The sequence below is a fragment of the Variovorax sp. MHTC-1 genome, from assembly GCF_003984645.1.
Lineage (GTDB): Bacteria > Pseudomonadota > Gammaproteobacteria > Burkholderiales > Burkholderiaceae_C > Variovorax.
In genome coordinates, this window is record NZ_RWKI01000002.1 from 400,536 (window position 1) to 417,002 (window position 16,467).

Genomic DNA, 16,467 nt, shown 5'->3' on the forward strand with positions numbered 1-16,467 from the left:
CCTGTTAACAGAGGCCCTAGCAACCGGCCGGCGGCTGCACGAACCAGCGCCCGCCGGCGCCCTGGTGCAGGTCCACGCGCGTGAAGAAGAAGTCCCAGGCGAAGCCGATATCGCGCATGTCGCCAGTCGAGATCGCGCGCAGGCTGAAGAGCCCGCCCGCGACCGCGCGGCCCGCCGAGACGTGGGCGCCGGGCGCAGCGTTCACCGTGCTGCAGCCCGAGGGCGGTGGAGGCGGTGGCGGTGGCGGCGGCCCGCTGGTGTCGGCCGCATGGCGCGAGAAGAAGTCCCAGACGATGTCGGGATAGCTCGGCCCGCGCTGCAAGGCCCAGCGGCCGTTGCGGCCGTCCTGGCCGCCGATCCAGTAGTGGCCGTGGTCGGTGTCGCCGGGGTCGGGCGTGGCCGTGGGGCCGTTGTAGAACACGGTCTCGACCAGCGAGCGGCTGCCCGGCTGGGCGTCGACGGTGTAGAAGACCTGCTGGCAGCTGTAGTCGGGGCCGTTGGCCGGCGTGCAGGCACGCTGCTGCGCCTGCGCTTCGGCCGGGCTGTTGTGCAGCGCGTCGCCATTGAGCAGCAGCTGCGCATCGCGCAGGTTGCGGCCGGCGGGCTGGATCACGGTGCAGTCCTGGTTGTTCTGCAGCACCATCAGCGGGATCGCGTAGGACGCATTGCGCTCGCGCCGCATGTCGGCGACCACCTGGCTCACCGCATGAAAGGTGGCCCTGCCGGGGCAACCCGAGAAAGAGACCGAGGCCGCGTCCTCGCCGTAGGGCAGGCCCGAGGCGCTGGCCGCGGCCGCGAAGTACTCGTTGTGGGTGACCGAGAGCACCACCGCCATCGCGCCGCCCGACGAGAGGCCGGTGACGTAGCGCCGCTTCGGGTCGATGCCGAAGCGCGATTCGACCTGCCGCGCGATCTGGTGCAGGTCTTCGGGCTCGCCGCGGCCCTGGTGGCGGTGCTGGTCGAGCCAGAAGCCCCAGCAGTTGGTGTTGCGCAGGCCGTCGTAGCTGGTGATGAAGGGTGCGACGAGGATGAAGCGATGGCGGTCGGCCGCCGCCACCAGGCCCCAGTCGCGCAGCACGTCGTCGTGCGTCTGCTGGCAGCCGTGCAGCGCCATCACCATCGGCGCCGCGGCCGTGAGGCCGTCGGGCACGTAGACCTTGTACTGCCGCTCGCGCGAGCCCGAATAGCCTTGCGGGGACAGCGTGAAGGCGCTGGTGGTGCCGGCCCGGGCGGGCAGGCCGGCAAGCTCCAGCAGCGCCAGCAGCAAGACGGCGAGCCAGCGTGTCGTGGGCAGGTAAGCCATGGTCACCGGGCCGTCAGCCGAGCCTCAGCCGCTCCGCCGCGTAGCGCGCCACGGCGGCAGCCTCCAGCCGGCGCCCGCAGAGCCCGATGTAGCCGTCGGGCCGCACGAGATAGAAGGAAGGCCGGGGGATCCCGTGGTGCGCCAGCTCCGCATCGTTGGCGGCGCCCGCCGGCATCGCGTGGACGTGTAGCAGGTTGCCGAAGGCCGGCAGCGGCTCCGAAGGCAGGGCCTGGCCGAATGCGATCAGGTGGAAGTGCGTGTCTTCCAGCCTTTCGAACAGGTCCTCGACCGGCCCCTTTGCATCGAGGCGCAGCTGCAGCCACGGAAAGCGGTCGCCGGCCTGCGGCGCCTCGGCCGGCAGCGCGTCCAGCGATGTCGCCAGCGGTCCTTCGCGGTAGTGGATGCCGGTCTGCGAGACGGTGCGAAAGGCCAGCTTCTGCACGCGCTCGCGGCCCATCGCGAAGGCGGCGAGCCGTGCCAGCAGCTGCGTGCGCAGCAGGCCGGCGAACGGGGCGTCGGAAACCACCAGCCGGAAGCCGCGGTCGGTGGTCTCGAGCAGGCGCCGCGCGATGGGGAGGCGCTCGGCCTCGTAGGAGTCGAGCAGCGTATCGCCGGCCTCGCCCTCAGCCACCAGCGCGAGCTTCCATGCCAGGTTGTAGGCGTCCTGCAGGCCGGTGTTCATGCCCTGTGCGCCCACCGGGCTGTGGATGTGAGCCGCGTCGCCGAGCAGGAAGCAGCGGCCCTTTCGAAAGCGCGACGCGCAGCGGTGATGGATGCGGTAGGTCGAAAACCAGCTGCACGCCTTGAAGACCAGGCCGGCGCCGGCCTCTGCGTGCAAGGAAGGCACCACGTCCTCGAAGCGCACGCCCTCCTTGCCGCGCAGCTCGGGCGGCAGGATGCCGACGATGCGCCAGTGGTCCGTGCCGCGCATGGGGAAGAGCAGGTGGAAGCCTTTCTTCCACAGGTACACGTTGACCTCGTCGGGAACCATGCCGCCGGTCATCTCCACGTCGGCGACGAAGAACACATGTTCGTAGGGCGCCCCGGGGAAGCCGATGCCGTTCATCTCGCGCACTGCGCTGCGCGCGCCGTCGCAGCCGGCCACCCACGTAGCGTCGACGCGGCGGATCGTGCCGTCGGCATTGCGCAGCGTCGCGGCCACATGGCCGGGCTCCTGCGCGAGCTCGATCAACTCGGTGTTCCAGTGCACTGCCAGGCCCCAGTCGCGCAGCCGGTCGGCCATGATCCGTTCGTTGTCGTCCTGGCCGAGGATCAGGATGTACGGGTAGGGCGTCACGCGCCTGCCGACATCGCCCAGGGGGACGCGCGCCATCTTGCGGCCCTCGGCCCACAGGTTGGCGCCGGTGCCGCGCTTGCCGAGTTCGAGCGCGCGCGGGGCGATGCCGAGCTGGGCGTAGATCTCCAGCGTACGCGCCTGCACGCCGAGCGCGCGCGTCTCGCGCGACGGTCCGGCATGCCGGTCGACGATCACGGTGCGGACGCCGCGCCGGCCGAGCTGATTGGCAAGCATCAGGCCGGTGGGGCCGGCGCCGACGATCAGGGCATCGCAATCCATGTCCGTCTCCTCGTTAGTTCGAAGTTCATCGTGCGAGGTCGCCATTGAGCACCCGAAGGTCGTCATCGCGCAACTCGCCGGCCGCGCGCTACGATCCACATCGCGCGACACGCGTTGGGCAGGAGGTGGTATGGCAACGGCAGAAAGGTCGGATGGCAGCGGCACCGCAGACTTCGGCGCGGGGCGCTACGCGTGGTGGAACTGGCCCCTGCAGCAGTGGCCATGGCCTGCCGCGGCGCCGCAGCAGCTCAGCCAGCCGATCAACTCCGGCTGGTCGCTGGTGAGCGTGAACTACAACAACTCGTCGGCGCCGGACATCGAGCGCGACGTGCTGCAGCAGCACAGCTATGGCCGCCAGATCGGCCGGGTGATGGAGGCGGTCTCGGCCCTGGCCGAACGCCTGCCGGCCACCGCGCGGGCCGACAAGCGCATCGCCGACTTCGAGGCGCTGGCGCACGAGGTCGAGCGCATCAAGCAGAGCGCACGGCTGCCGCGCGTCGAGCGGCTGCAGGAGGAGCTCGACGCGCTCAGGCGCGAGGATCCGAACGCCTACAAGCAGCTGAAGGCGAAGCTGCCGTAGTCAGCCGGCCGCGCGCCGCAGCGCCGCCACCACCGCCTCGCCCATGTGCAGCCCCAATCCTCATCGCCAGCGCCTCAAGGAGCCTCCGTGTTTTCACATGTCTTCGTGAGCGTGACCGATTTCGAGCGCGCGTTGACCTTCTACAGCGCTGTCATGGACAGCCTCGGCATCGAGCGTCGCTTCTGCGAGCGCGAGAAGCCATGGGCGGGCTGGCACAGCGCTGGGCGAGCGCGGCCGTTTTTCGTGATCTGCAAGCCTTATGACGGTCAGCCGCATGAGGCCGGGAATGGGCAAATGATTGCCTTCGCTGCCACCGACCGGGCCAAGGTTCATGCTGCGCATCGGGCAGCGCTGGAACATGGCGGAAGCTGCGAAGGACCGCCCGGGCTCAGAGAGCAGTACCACCCGCACTACTACGGCGCCTACTTCCGCGACCCGGATGGAAACAAGCTCTGTGTCGCCTGCCATGAACCTGCGGAAGGAGGGTCTGTTAAGAGGCCCTAGCGGCATCGCAGGCGGTGGCTGGCATCGGCTACGCCGGGCGAAGCATCAAAGGTAGCGCACCTCGGCCACGACCGGCGCATCGAGTTGGTTGGTGTCCGCGTTGGCGTAGGCGCCGCCCTGGCGGAACCAGTAGCGGCATCCGGTGCGGCCCATCATCTTCACGCAGGTCTGCCCGTCGTCACGGATGCTCCAGGTGCCCGCGGCGCGGCCGAGCCCGCCCGCGGCTTCCACCGTTCCGTCTGCGCGGAATTCCCACCGGGAAAGCTTTCCGCTCGCGATGTTCTTCGACACCACCGTCTTGCCGAGCAGGCCGGCCTCGATCTCGCTCTTGCTCAGGTAGCTGCGCTCTTCGGCGAAGGCCGCGCCCGGCAGCAGGATGGCAAATGCCGCGAGGGCGGCAGAGGCGAACCGGATGACGAAGCAGTTGCACATGATGTCGGCCTTTCGGTGATCGGAACCCGCGTCTCAATCGGGTTCGCCATGGCCGTTAATTTAGGGATTCGATCCCTTTGGCACGAGTAAGCAGTGCACGCGTGGCATGTGACGCGGTTCACATGGGGTGAAGACGTCCGTGCGCGCCTCAGGGACAACCCTGCTCATTCAGAGGACAGTTGTCGATGTTTCAGACAATTGATTTGTCCGCGTTTCCAACACGGGGCGGCCATGTGCTCGCAAGCGCCCAGGAAGGGAAGGTGCACGCGCGCAGGCACGGCATGTGCACTGTCAAGCGGCATCCCTTGCCACCTGACCGCCATGCCACAAGCAGAACCGTCCAGCGAAACCCTCCTCGACGCCGACATCGCGATCCTCGGCCTCTCCTTGCGAGCCTCCAACGTGCTGCGGCGCCACGACCTGCATACGGTCCGCGACGTGACACGGGTATCGCCCCGGAAGCTGTTTGTCATGACGCGACTGGGGCGCCGCTCGGTGGCGCAGATCGCTTCGAGCGTGGAGCGCCGCGGGCTGCGGCTTGCGGACGATGGGGTGAAGGAGACGGGCGCTGTCGACGGGGCTGCGCACCGCTGAGCGGCGCCGGCTACTTCAAGGTCCAGGCGGCGATTGCCAGAAGCACAAGCCCGGTGGCCGCGATGGCGGCATGCAGCAGAACAAGCCAGATCGGCAGGGCGAGACTCTGCAAGTGATAGCGCAGGTTGAGGACAACTCCGCCGAGCGCCGCCGCCACGAGCAGCCCCACGCCGGCCCACGCGCCTTGGGGCGCACCCGAAGCAATGCCGGCATAGAGAGCGAGGGTCAGGCCACTGCCTGCGATCAAGCCATGCAGCATCGCCAACCAGCTGGGCGGTTGCGGGCGCCCCGTGAAACGCATGCCGGCCATCAACAACCCGCCTGCGGCCGTCAGCGCGAGGAGGATCACCGCCGTCTTGAGCATCGTCTGCACATCCATGGCGTGTCTCCTTCGTTCAGATCGCCGCGCGTCCATTTGACGTCACGATGCAAGCGCACGTTCCCACGAGGCCGGCGCTCCTACAGCATCTCAGGCTGCCTGGCTACGTTGGGCCTCAACGTGCCGACCCCAACGCAATGCCGGAAGCTCAGCCCGCCTGCACGGCAACGAGCCAGAGCTGCGCCCCCTGCTGCGGCGTCGACGCCCAGGTCACGTTGTAGGTACCGGCCGCGCTCACCTGCCTGACGGCAACGGCGCACTGCACCAATGCACCGGCAGCCAATAGCGAGTCGATCACCGTGAAGCCGTTGTCGGGCACGGCCGTCTTGTCGAGATCGACACCTGCATCGCCCCACCACCATGCGACGAGCAGCGCAGGGCCGGTAGTGGTGACGCTGGCGCTGGTCAAGGGCTGACCAGACAGCACCTCGCGCCACCGCACATCGCGCACGGAGCCGCCTCCGGTGATCTCGACAGCGCACAGGGTCGTTTCGTCGGTGACCTTGGGCTTCGGCACGGTGACCACGTGGCCGGCCATGCCCCTGGCCTGCTCACAGGCGTACAAGGCCGTCCCCGAGTTTGGCCAGAGGGTGTAGGTACGCGCCACGTCGAGCTGAACGAAGGCATTGCCCACGTTGTCCGTCGGCGCGCCGGCAGCAAGCAGACCCCGCCCGACGCAGACCAACAGGGTGCTTCCGGTCGCGCGCGTGGCCATGCCGGAAGTGGACAGCGACGAGGAGGTCACGCCGTCAAGGTTGAAGTCGAGCGCGTGGGCGCCGAGCGCTGGCGCCGTTGGAGCAGGGGCAGGGGCAGGTGCTGGTGGAGGGGCAGGGGCAGGAGCAGGAGCAGGAGCGGCTGCAGTCAGTGTGGCCTGGCCGCCGGAACCTCCGCCGGAGCCTCCGCCGCAGGCCGTGAGTGCCGCGCTTCCAGATGCCACGCCGATCGTCGCAAGCGCCCACATACGGCGCAACAGGCTGCGGCGCTCGTTCAGCAGTGCAAGTGCCGCACTGTCGGAGAGTTTATTCATGTAAGCACTCCGTACTAATCAGCCTGCGATTGTGGAACACCGCGGTCTGCGAACCAACCACATCCGCTGTCCAGGTGTTACCGACGGTCAGGCCGGCGCCGCCGCGGCGATGCGCCACGCTCCGATTCAGTCGGTGCGGCTGGCCGGCAGCACGACGGTCATCAGCAGCCTGGCGTCTACCAGCGCATGCAAGCCGTGCGGCACGCCGCCGGCGAGGTACATGACCTGATCGGCCTCGAGCAGCTTCACGTTGCCGTCGAGCTGCACCTCGACCCTTCCGCGCATGCACTGCAATGTCATCGAGGTCGAGACGGCGTGCGAAGGGACCTGCTTGCCGGCCGGCAGCACCAGCCACATGATCTCGATGTCGCCGGCCTTCAGGAGCGCGCAGGTCTCCGCCGCCTGCACGTCGAGCGCGCCGAGTTCCACGACCTGACCGGATGATGCGTGGGGGAGTGCCATGCGGGGCAGTTTGGCAAGGTGGGCGCTCGCTGTCCAGATGGGTTCATCGCTCCTGGCCCCTTGGCCGACATGATGACCTCGCCTGACTGGCGAGCTGTCTTCGGGTGGGGCACCGGGACGGCGTCATACTGCCGCCCATCGATACTTCCGGAGCTTTCAGATGCAGGCCGTTTCCATCCACGTCGTCGATGTAGCCCACGGCGTTGTCGCCCAAGGCATGCGGGTCGACGTCGCCCGGTTCGATGGCGAAGGCTGGACGGATGTCGCCTCGGGCAAGGTCCGCAGCAATGGCGTAGTGGACGGCATCGAAGGCCGCGAGTCCTTGTTCGAGATCGGCTTCTACGAACTGCGCCTGCACGTGGCCGAGTACTACCGCAGCAAAGGCATCAAGCTGCCCGAGCCCGCGTTCATGGGCGTGCAGGTATTCCGCTTCGGCTTGGCAGATGCGTCGCAGCACTACCACCTGCCGGTGAAGCTGACTCCGTGGGGCCTGTCCTGCTTCCGCGGCGGGGCATAGCCCCGAAGCCGTTCATGCAGCAGGTGAAGGCGGCCTGCCCCCCGCCCAGCCCCTCCTACCAAAAGCGCCACCAGCGGCGGCGGCGCTTGCCCGCCGGCTTGTCATCGAAGATGGCGGACTCGTTCTCGGGCACGCCTGCTCGGCGGCGGAGTTCTCTTTCGAGATGCAAGGCCATGGAGCGCGCGTGCTTCTCACCATGAAATGCTCTTCGGCGCCAAACGTGCGCTGACGCTGCCAGTTGTTCGTCTGTTAGGTCTTCCGTTTCCATCGGTCGATTTTGCCGAGCACCGCACGCCTTCGCTTCCGCCGTTTGGTGGAGGCATCGCAGCGGCCGGCGTTTCAAAAGCGAAACGGCCGATGCGGCGTCGGACCTGATGCATCGTGTCTTCGGCGATGCCGGTGTGCATGCCCGCACCTCCGTCGGCGTCTACGCCCTGCCGAAGAATGCGGCCGTGGAGCTGGGACATGATCGTCGCCGCGCGGGACGGGTTCTAGTTCGGCGGCTTGCCGAAGGATCGCGTCGCCACTCCCCTCGTCACTTCCGCTCCCGCTCCTTGCGCTCATGCTTGCGCCAGTACTGGAACTCCTCCTCATGGACGTCGATGTCCAGCTCCATGACCCTGGCTTGGAGCCGCTCCTGCGCGTCGGCCACGGCTCGGTTGTAGATCACCGGCCCGACTTCTTCGAGAAAGAAGCCAAGAAGAGCGCCCGCAGCGATGTTGCCGATGGGCTCCTCCATGTTTTCCCGGAAGTACCTTTCGATGGAGGCTATGGCCTCCTTCCTGGCTTCCTTGCTCAGCTCAATGGTCATAGGACCCTCCGACGCGCAGATCTTCGGTCGAAACGACGCGCACCCTCGGCCCGAAGCTCTCGATGTTGGCGAGTGTTTCGTTGTGATGCCGGATCACCTGCACTGCGGACAGATGCCGATTGCCCTCGGTCGTATGCGCGTCGCCCACCAGGGTGACAGGGAAGCCCAGCGCAAGCGCCCTGCGTGCGGTGGTGTCGACGCAGAACTCCGTATGCATTCCGCAGATCACGAGCTCGGTGATGGCATGCTTGCCGAGCACGTGCTCCAGCTCCGTGCGATGGAAGGCGTCGGGCGAGGTCTTGCGGATGCGCAAGTCCGTTGCCTCGACCTGGAGGCCACGCGCGAGCTGCCATGCATCCGTTTCGAACTCGAGGTAGCCGGACGTCGATTCGTGCTGGACGAAGACGACCAGGCCGCCGGCTTCACGGACCTTCGCCGACACCTGGTTGATCCGGCCAATGATCTGCTGCGACTCGAAGGCATCGTGCTCGCCTTCGCAAAGGCCCTGCTGGACATCGATCACAAGGAGCGCGGTGTTCATGGTCGGCATGCTTCGAGTTGGGGGTTTGCGGCGAAGGGAGCGTTGGTCGTGGCCGCATTCTGTCGCATCGGAACCGCGAGCTCAGTACACGTCGCGCCGGTAGCGCCCTTGCGCGATCAGCTCGTCGAGCCCGGCCGTTCCCAGCACGTCGCCCAGCGCCGCATCCACGCCGGGCGCCATGCCTTCGAGGCTGCCGCACACGTAGACGAGTGCGCCATCGGCGATCCAGCGCCGCAGTTCGTCCGCCGCTTCGCGCAGGCGGTCCTGCACGTACCTGCGCTCGGGCTGGTCGCGCGAGTAGACGAGGTCGGCGCGCGCCAGCATGCCGAGCGCCTGCCAGCGCGCGACCTCCGCGGCACAGAAGGCGTCGTACGCGGATTGGCGCTCGCCGTACACCAGCCAGTTGCGCCCGTGGCCGCGCCGCACCCGTTCGCGTAGGTGCGCGCGCAGGCCGGCGAAGCCGGAGCCGTTGCCGATGAAGATGCAGGGCAGGTCTTCGTCCACGAGCGCGAAGCCCGGGTTGGCGACCAGCCGCATCTCGATGGCGCCTTCGAGCGGCGCGCCGGCCGTCAGCCAGCCGGATGCGACGCCCAGGCCGTTGTCGTGCCGCGCCTGCCGCACCAGCAGCTGCACGCAGCCGTCGGAAGAGATCGAGGCCACCGAATAGCTGCGCGGCGCCGGCGGCGCAAGAGGAGAACGGGCATCGGCAGTGCCGTTCGGATGAGGCGGCAGCACTTCGACCAGCGCGCCCGGTGCCCACGCCGTGGCGCCGGCGCGATGCAGCTCGATCTCGAACAGCGGATCGCCCTGGCTGCCATCGTTGAGAAGGCTGCGGCGCACCAGCCGCCAGGCTTCGAAGGGACGCTCGGCGGGAGCAGCCGCATGCGACGGCCAGGCGGCGCCGCGCACATCGAAGGCCTCGGCAATCGAGCGCTGCCAGCGGCCGATGGCTTCGGGACTGCCGTTGTGGACCTCGACCATCGGAAAGAGCGCCTGCGCGCCCTGGCTGCGCAGGTCGTGATCGAGCTTCCGGCCGAAGCCGCAGAAGGTGGCGTAGTGCCAGTCGCCGAGCGCGAGCACGCCGTAGTGCACGTGCCGCAGGTGCGAGCCCGCCTGCTGCGCGAACCTGCGTGCGAAGGCGCGTGCGCTGTCGGGCGGATCGCCGTCGCCGAAGGTGCTGACGACCCACAGCACCTTTCGGAAGTGCAGCAGCGCATCGACGCTCAATTCGGCCAGGGTCTTGACCACGGTGCCGACGCCGGCCGACTGCAGCGCGGCCGCGGTCTGCAGGGCGACGCGCTCGGCATGGCCGGTCTGCGTGGCGAAGGCGATCAGCACCTGCTCGGCGCCCGGCGCGGAGGCGCTGCGGCCAAGGCCCAGCCGCGCGCGTTCGGCGCGCACCGCCTGGTTGGTGCGGCGGCGTCCGAGGTACAGCATCCAGCCGGTGACCGCGAACAGCACCAGGCCCAGGCTGGCCAGCATCATCAGGATGCGGCCCGGCAGGCCCCAGTAGGTGCCCATGTGCAGCGGATAGATGCTGTTCACCAGGCGCCCGGCCAGCGGCTTGTCGGCATAGCGTTCGTGCGGGCCAGGCTCGCCGGTGGCGGCGTGCAGGTAGAGCCGGTTGCGCGCGCGTTCGTGCTCCGGCGCGGCGCGCAAATAGGTCGCCTCGACTTGCGAGGCAGTGCGCGCGGGCAGGCGCAGCGTGACCTGGCTCCAGTCGCCGCCGGTCGTTCGCTGGAAGGACAGCCACACGCGCTGCAGGTCGAGCCTGACGGGGGCCGCGGCACTGCCGGCGCCGCCTTCCATCCGCCGCATCCGCGCGGCGCGTCCGACGCCTGCCGCATCGTCGACCAGCGAGCGCACCCCATCGAAGGCCCAGTAGAGGCCGGTGAGGCCGGAGACCAGGTAGGCCGCGAGCGCGATCGTCCCGGCCACCGCGTGCAGGTTCCACAGGAAGGCGCGGCCGCTCTGCGCGAAGTCGATGCGCAGCCAGTTGCGCCACGCGAGCGGCCGCCGCGGCCAGCGCAGGTACAGGCCCGAGAGCGCGAGCACCAGCAGCGCCGCGGCCAGGGTGCCGGTGACCGGCTTGCCGGTGTCGCGCGGCATCAAGAGCCTGCGGTGCAGGCTCTCGACGAACTCGAAGAAGGCCTCGCTGCGCGGCTCGGGCAGCAGGGCCGCGCTGAAGGGATCGACCAGGCGCGTTTCGCCGCGGCGTTCGCCGGGAGGGGGCGCGAAGTTCACGCGCACCGGCCGGCCCGGCTCGGCGTAGAGCGTCAGCGCCGCGACGCGGCGGCCGGGCTCTGCGGCTTGGAGCTGTTCCAGCAGCGCCGCCGGGACCAGCGGCATCGCTGCAGCTTGCGCCGGCACGCGGTGCAGCGCCGGGTTGAGCAGCTCGACGATCTCGGCGCGAAACGACAGCACGGCGCCGCTCAAGCCGATGACGGCCAGCACGGTACCGGCCGTGATGCCGATGAACCAGTGGATCTGGACCCAGATGCGCCGGAGAAGAGCCATCGCGGATGCCGTCTTCAGAGATCGATCTTGAGCGTCGCCTTGACGCTGCGCGGCGCGCCGACGGCCAGCCGCGTGCCGGCGGCGGCCCAGTAGCGCTTGTCGCCGACGTTGTCGACGTTCAGCTGCCACAGCGTGCGCTTGCCGAAGAGCTGCGTGACGTAGCGCGTGCCGAGGGCGAAGATCGTGTAGCCGCCGATGAAGCCCTGGTTCAGGTCGTCGATCGGACGCCGGCCCGTGTAGTAGGCGCCGCCGTTGACCGACAGCCCCGGCACCGCCGCGATGTCGTAGGAGAGGAAGGCGCTGGCCGTGTGCTTGGCCGTGTTCTCGGGCCTCTTGCCGTTGTACTGGGCGTTGATGTCGCGGAACTCGGCGTGCAGGGCTTGGGCCGACAGCTGCCAGGCCAGCTGGCGCGTCAGGCGTCCCTGCGCCGAGAGCTCGAGGCCGCGGTAGTTCTGGCGGCCGTCGGCGACGAAGGTGTTGGCGCTGTTGGTGTAGGCGCCGGGCCGCTCGATGTCGAACAGCGCTGCCGACAGCAGCGTGCCCGTGCCGGTCAACCAGCGCAGGCCGAGCTCCTTCTGCTTGCTCACGCCCGGCGGCATGCGGTTGTTCTGGTTCGCGGTGCCGGCGGGCGCGACCTCGCCTTCCTCGACGCCTTGCGCATACGAAACGTAGGCCGCGAGGTCGGGCGTGAACTTGTAGCTCAGCGCGGCCAGCGGCGTGGTCTTCTTCACGTCGTAGTCGATCCGCGGCAGCGACGAGCTGGCGAACTGCGTGCTCTCGAAGCGCGTGCGCCGCACGCCCGCCACCAGCTGCCATTGCGGCGAGAACGTGATGCGGTCGAGCGCGTACAGCCCGAGCTCCCGGCTGTCCTGCGCGCCGGTGGTCGGCTGCGCAGGCAGTGCGGTCAGCGGCAGGAAGCCGATGGCGCGCGGGAAGTACAGGTTCTGCGCGGTGGTGGCGCCGCCGTAGTTGCGCTGGAAGATCGGGGCCTGGCTCTTGTCGCTGCGCGCGGCGCCCAGCGTGAGCTCGTGCTGAATGTCGCCGGTCGCGAAGGTGCCGAACAGTTCGCTGCGCAGCAGGTCGGAGCTTTGCTCCAGGTGCTGCACGTTGCCGGTAATGCGGCCGGCGCCGGTGCGCACGTTGTAGTTGCCGAACATCGCGAGGCGGCGGTCGCGCTCGGCCTCGGAATGCCCGGCCTCCACCGTCAGCGCCCAGTTGTCGCTGAGCGAGTAGTCGGCGCGCAGCTGCGTGTTCGTGACTTCGGCTTCGAAAGTGGCCCAGGGCGGGCCGATCAGCTTGCGCGGATCGGGCAGGGCCGGCAGCGCGATCACGCCGTTGACGGCCGCGAGCCGGTTGATGCCGGCCTGCTCGGTGATGCTCTTGCGATAGTGCTCGATGTCGGCCTTCAGCGTCAGGCGGTTGTTGACGCGCCAGTCGAAGGCGGCCGACAGGAACTTGCGCTTGCCGTCGACGCCCTCGATCGGCGAACCCAGCTGTCCGCCGGCCGCGTTGATGCGCAGGCCGTACTGGTTCGCATCGCCGAACTGCCGGCCCACGTCGGCGAAGCCCTGCGCCGCGCCCTCGCTGTCGAAGCTCATGCCGAGCGTCGCGACCGGCGCGGGGCCGGCGCGCTTGGTCACGAAGTTGACGATGCCGGCCGGCGAGGTGAAGCCGTAGTAGAGCGCCGATGCGCCCTTCAGCACCTCGACGCGCTCCTTGTTCTCCATCGGGATCTCGGACACGTTGGGAATCGCGAGCGAACCGTTGAGCCGGTAGTTGGTGCGGTTCTCGACCGCGATCCCGCGGATCACGAGCTGGTCGAAGGTGTCGCCGCCGTTCTGCTGGCGCGTGACGCCGGCCGTGTTGCGCAGCACGTCGTAGAGGCCGGCCGCGCCCTGCAGCTCGATGACTTCGTGCGTCACCACGTTGACCGTGGCCGGCACGTCCATGATGCTGGCGCCGCGGAAGGTGCCGGCCTCGACGGTATTGGCGACGAAGCCGCTTGTCCGGTCGGACCGCACGGTCACGGTGCGGAGTTCGCCTTCGGCATTCGGGGAGGGGGAGGGAGAAGGGGCGGCCTGCGCGCAGGCCAGCTGCGCCGCCAGGGCGAGCGGCATCGAGACGAAAAGCTTGTGCATGGGAGCGCGAGCCGACGGGGCAGCGATCCCGGCGACGAATCCAGACGGAGAGGGTTGAGACGGGGCCGATTGTAGGCGAACGAATGAGAATTATTCTCATGTTCGCCCCGCCCGAAGGCGAGCTGCCTAGGAGGCCTTGTCCACGAAGCCGCCCGGCTTGGCTTCGTGCGGTAGGGACCAGCCGAAGTACACCTCGGCTTCGACGAGCCTTCCGCTCCGGACGGTCAGGATTTCGGTGTTGCGGAAGCGATGGCCGCCGGTGTTCCGCGCCTCGTAGGTCACGAACACGCGGTCCCCGTCCTCCACGAGATTCACGTACTCGAAGGCCTCAGCGGCCTTGCTGTTGGGCCAGCAGCGCTCCAGGTAGGTCGCGCGGTCGAGCCGGTTGTCCAGCGGACTCGTGAAATGGAAGTCCTCGGCAAGAAGGGCTTCGATGGCGGCGCGGTCCTTCTTCACGTAGGCCTCGTAGCAGGCCTTGGCCACTTCGGCCTTGTCGCTGGGGTTCATGGCGGATCCTTTCCTTCGTCTGGAACGCGGAGCCGACCAATCTACAAGGCCGTGAGCCTCTCGCGCGTAGGCTGTGCCTGACATGCCAGCGCCCTGGCCAAGCACATGTAGTGCGCGAGCGGCGGCGTGGCCTGGCCCGGCACCTTGGCCGCGTCGTCGTAGCGCCGCAGCCGCACCGCCTCGGCCGCGAAGGGCTGAGCCATGAAGCGCTGCGCTTCCTGCTGCGTGTGGATGCCGCCCTGCAGCTCGAGGCTGCGCTTCGATGCCGGCGACAGCGTCTCCCGATAGCCCGCGTCGACGGCGCACAGGTAGCGCTTGGCATCCACGTGCAGGCGGATCGGCTCCAGCACTGCGGGCGCGAACAGTCCGCGCAAGAAGGGCAGCGCGATGTACTGGTGCAGGTCGTCGCGCTGCTGCTCGGCGTGAACGGCTTCGTCCGCGCGTTCCGCTGCGAGCAGGTGGCCGAGGTCGTGCAGCAGGGCCGCGACCACGGTCTCGGGGGTCTCCTGCGCTTCTTCGGCGAGCTGCGCGCACTGCAGCGCGTGCGCGAGCTGGCTCACGGCTTCGCGCCCGTACTGGCGCTGGCCCTTGGTGCCCAGCAGACGAGCGATCTCTTCGACGGTCAATGCCATGGAAGCTCTAGACGAGAAGCTTGCGGATGCGCGCCGACACCAGGTCGATCGCGCTGACGGCGGCGACGATGATCAGCATCACCGCGCAGGTCTCCGCGTACTTGAAGCCGCGGATGATCTCCCACAGCACGACGCCGATGCCGCCGGCGCCCACCATGCCCACCACGGAGGCCGAGCGCACGTTCGATTCGAAGCGGTAGAGCGCATACGAGATCCACAGCGGGATCACCTGCGGGATCACGCCATAGACGATCTCGTGCAGCGCGCTCGCGCCGGTCGAGCGGATGCCTTCCACCGGCTGCGGATCGATGGCCTCCACCGCTTCGGCGAAGAGCTTGGCCAGCACGCCGGTGGTGTGGACCCAGAGCGCCAGCACGCCGGCGAAGGGCCCGAGCCCGACGGCGACGACGAAGAGCATGGCGAACACCATCTCGTTGATGGCGCGGCAGCCGTCCATCAGGCGCCGCATCGGCTGGTAGACCCACCACGGCACGATGTTGGCCGAGGCCAGGAGCGCCATCGGCACGGCAGTGAGCACCGCCAGCGCGGTGCCCCACAGCGCGATCTGCAGCGTGATGACGATTTCCTCCACGTACATGCGCCACTGCGTGAAGTCGGGCGGAAAGAACTCGGCCGCGTAGGTGGCCATGTTGCCCGAGTCGCGCACGAGATCGAAGGGCCGCATGTCGGCGCCCTTCCATGAGGCCGCCAGCAGGATCAGCAGTAGCGCCCACGCGACATGCCAGGCGAAGCTGCGCTTCGGCACCGCCGCGGCGGGCAGCGGCGGGCGTGGGTTCATGAGCGAGGGTTGCATTTCAGTTGATTCCAGCACTGCGCATCGGTACGGCCGGCCGGCGAAGCCAGGCCTGTTCGGGAAACACCGCGGAACCGGCTTTGCCGGGCCGCTGGTGTTGCCCCCGGTGAGGGGGTGGCGCAGCGACTCGAAGTGCGCGAAGCTTGGGGGAGAGCTAGTTCAATGCGCTCAGCTTCTTGTCGATCTCCGCCATGCGGGTCTTCTTGTCCGAATCGCTCAACGCGGCATCGGCCTCGACCTTGGTGCGCTGGCCGAACAGGTCGAGCTGGCGGATCGGGACCAGCTGCTTGTCGCTCGATTCCTTGAAGCCCGAGAGCTTGGAGATCTTCATGATGATCTCCTTCTCGCGCGCATCGGTCTTGGCGTAGTTGTAGAAGAAGTTCTTGATCTTGGCCTTGGTCGCCTCGGGCAGATCACGGCGCATGACCAGCGGGTCGAGCGGGATCAGCGGCGAGGTCCAGACGATCTTGATCTCCTTGAACTTCTCGGGCGAGCGCTCTTTCACCTTCTCCAGGTTCTCGCTGTTGTTGGTGGCCACGTCGACCTGCTTGTTGGCCACGGCCAGCGCGTTGGTCTCGTGATTGGCGCTGCGCGTGAGCTTGAACAGCGACTTGGCATCGACCTTGTTCTGCGCGAAGGCGTAGTAGCTCGGCACCAGGAAGCCCGAGGTCGAGTTCGGGTCGCCGTTGCCGAAGCTCAAGCTCTTGCCGTTCTTCAGCACGTCGTCGAGCGTGTTGAGCGGGCTGTCCTTGTGCACGATCAGGTGCGAGTAGTAGCCCTGGGTGCCGTCGGCATTGACCATCTGCGCGAACACCTCGCCGCCGGCGCGGTCTACCGCCTCCATCGCCGACTTGTTGCCGAACCAGCCGAGATGCACCTTGTTGAAGCGCATGCCTTCGATGATGCCCGCGTAGTCCGGCGCGAAGAAGGCAGTGACCTTGAGCCCGGTCTGGCGGCTCATGTCGTCGATCAGCGGCTGCCAGTCCTGCTTGAGGTTCTGCGTCGCCTCGGTGGAGATGATGCCGAAGTTGATGTCCTGCGCGAAGGCGCCGGTCGTCATGCAAAGGCCGATAGCCAGGGCTGCACACAGTTTCTTGATCATGGCGGGTTCCGGGTTGGAAGGAGAAGGAAGG

The 16,467-nt window shown here is 68.2% G+C and carries 18 protein-coding genes and 1 pseudogene; 5 read left to right on the forward strand and 14 right to left on the reverse strand.

The window, feature by feature from the left end:
- Positions 1 to 16: 16 nt before the first annotated feature.
- Together EJI01_RS05245 and EJI01_RS05250 are read right to left on the reverse strand one after the other, a co-directional pair.
- Entirely contained in the window at positions 17 to 1,303 is a 1,287-nt protein-coding gene (locus tag EJI01_RS05245; RefSeq protein ID WP_126836051.1) for a PHB depolymerase family esterase, read from the reverse strand.
- Between the two features lie 13 nt (positions 1,304 to 1,316).
- Entirely contained in the window at positions 1,317 to 2,879 is a 1,563-nt protein-coding gene (locus EJI01_RS05250) for an FAD-dependent monooxygenase (protein ID WP_126836052.1), read from the reverse strand.
- Positions 2,880 to 3,009: 130 nt separating this feature from the next.
- Here EJI01_RS05250 and EJI01_RS05255 point away from each other — a divergent pair, with 130 nt between their 5' ends.
- Both EJI01_RS05255 and EJI01_RS05260 read left to right on the forward strand, forming a co-directional pair.
- The gene (locus EJI01_RS05255) at positions 3,010 to 3,459 is read left to right on the forward strand and encodes a hypothetical protein (RefSeq protein ID WP_126836053.1); all 450 of its coding nucleotides are present in this window, start codon (positions 3,010 to 3,012) and stop codon (positions 3,457 to 3,459) included.
- 87 nt (positions 3,460 to 3,546) lie between these two features.
- Positions 3,547 to 3,963: a VOC family protein gene (locus tag EJI01_RS05260; protein ID WP_126836054.1), complete on the forward strand. Its 417-nt coding sequence runs from the start codon at positions 3,547 to 3,549 to the stop codon at positions 3,961 to 3,963.
- A 45-nt stretch (positions 3,964 to 4,008) separates the two neighbouring features.
- Here the strand turns inward: EJI01_RS05260 and EJI01_RS05265 are convergent, their stop codons facing one another.
- Positions 4,009 to 4,395: a hypothetical protein gene (locus EJI01_RS05265; protein ID WP_126836055.1), complete on the reverse strand. Its 387-nt coding sequence runs from the start codon at positions 4,393 to 4,395 to the stop codon at positions 4,009 to 4,011.
- A 321-nt stretch (positions 4,396 to 4,716) separates the two neighbouring features.
- Between EJI01_RS05265 and EJI01_RS05270 the strand changes: the two genes are divergently transcribed.
- A complete protein-coding gene (locus tag EJI01_RS05270; protein WP_185878817.1) occupies positions 4,717 to 4,989 on the forward strand; it encodes a DNA-directed RNA polymerase subunit alpha C-terminal domain-containing protein in 273 nt (90 codons plus the stop codon).
- Positions 4,990 to 4,999: 10 nt separating this feature from the next.
- Here EJI01_RS05270 and EJI01_RS05275 read toward each other — a convergent pair whose 3' ends face one another.
- From EJI01_RS05275 to EJI01_RS05290, 3 genes are all read right to left on the reverse strand, one after another.
- Positions 5,000 to 5,368 (reverse strand): hypothetical protein, encoded by a 369-nt coding sequence (locus EJI01_RS05275; RefSeq protein ID WP_126836057.1) that lies wholly within the window; start codon positions 5,366 to 5,368, stop codon positions 5,000 to 5,002.
- A gap of 148 nt (positions 5,369 to 5,516) precedes the next feature.
- Positions 5,517 to 6,395 (reverse strand): hypothetical protein, encoded by an 879-nt coding sequence (locus tag EJI01_RS28655; protein WP_185878818.1) that lies wholly within the window; start codon positions 6,393 to 6,395, stop codon positions 5,517 to 5,519.
- Between the two features lie 126 nt (positions 6,396 to 6,521).
- Positions 6,522 to 6,857 (reverse strand): cupin domain-containing protein, encoded by a 336-nt coding sequence (locus tag EJI01_RS05290; RefSeq protein ID WP_126836060.1) that lies wholly within the window; start codon positions 6,855 to 6,857, stop codon positions 6,522 to 6,524.
- A 160-nt stretch (positions 6,858 to 7,017) separates the two neighbouring features.
- On the opposite strand from EJI01_RS05290, the gene EJI01_RS05295 reads away from it, so the two are divergent.
- Positions 7,018 to 7,374, forward strand: coding sequence for a hydroxyisourate hydrolase (locus EJI01_RS05295; protein ID WP_126836061.1), 357 nt, complete (start codon positions 7,018 to 7,020; stop codon positions 7,372 to 7,374).
- Positions 7,375 to 7,718: 344 nt separating this feature from the next.
- Positions 7,719 to 7,835, forward strand: a pseudogene (locus EJI01_RS29225) (RidA family protein); the annotation flags it as partial.
- Between the two features lie 74 nt (positions 7,836 to 7,909).
- On the opposite strand, the gene EJI01_RS05305 reads toward EJI01_RS29225, so the two are convergent.
- The 8 genes from EJI01_RS05305 to phnD form a co-directional block, all read right to left on the reverse strand.
- A complete protein-coding gene (locus EJI01_RS05305; RefSeq protein ID WP_126836062.1) occupies positions 7,910 to 8,185 on the reverse strand; it encodes a DUF2164 domain-containing protein in 276 nt (91 codons plus the stop codon).
- Positions 8,175 to 8,726 (reverse strand): cysteine hydrolase family protein, encoded by a 552-nt coding sequence (locus EJI01_RS05310; protein ID WP_126836063.1) that lies wholly within the window; start codon positions 8,724 to 8,726, stop codon positions 8,175 to 8,177. Before EJI01_RS05310 ends, EJI01_RS05305 begins: the two co-directional genes overlap by 11 nt.
- An 81-nt stretch (positions 8,727 to 8,807) precedes the next feature.
- Positions 8,808 to 11,243 (reverse strand): PepSY domain-containing protein, encoded by a 2,436-nt coding sequence (locus EJI01_RS05315; protein WP_126836064.1) that lies wholly within the window; start codon positions 11,241 to 11,243, stop codon positions 8,808 to 8,810.
- 14 nt (positions 11,244 to 11,257) lie between these two features.
- Positions 11,258 to 13,381 (reverse strand): TonB-dependent siderophore receptor, encoded by a 2,124-nt coding sequence (locus EJI01_RS05320; protein ID WP_126836065.1) that lies wholly within the window; start codon positions 13,379 to 13,381, stop codon positions 11,258 to 11,260.
- 126 nt (positions 13,382 to 13,507) lie between these two features.
- Complete coding sequence (locus EJI01_RS05325; protein WP_126836066.1) at positions 13,508 to 13,888, reverse strand: nuclear transport factor 2 family protein; 381 nt, start codon at positions 13,886 to 13,888, stop codon at positions 13,508 to 13,510.
- A gap of 41 nt (positions 13,889 to 13,929) precedes the next feature.
- Positions 13,930 to 14,520, reverse strand: a complete 591-nt coding sequence (locus tag EJI01_RS05330) for a phosphonate degradation HD-domain oxygenase (RefSeq protein ID WP_126836067.1) — start codon at positions 14,518 to 14,520, stop codon at positions 13,930 to 13,932.
- A gap of 7 nt (positions 14,521 to 14,527) precedes the next feature.
- A complete protein-coding gene (phnE, locus tag EJI01_RS05335) occupies positions 14,528 to 15,319 on the reverse strand; it encodes a phosphonate ABC transporter, permease protein PhnE (protein ID WP_260602330.1) in 792 nt (263 codons plus the stop codon).
- A 169-nt stretch (positions 15,320 to 15,488) separates the two neighbouring features.
- The gene (gene phnD, locus EJI01_RS05340; protein WP_126836069.1) at positions 15,489 to 16,436 is read right to left on the reverse strand and encodes a phosphonate ABC transporter substrate-binding protein; all 948 of its coding nucleotides are present in this window, start codon (positions 16,434 to 16,436) and stop codon (positions 15,489 to 15,491) included.
- Positions 16,437 to 16,467 lie beyond the last annotated feature (31 nt).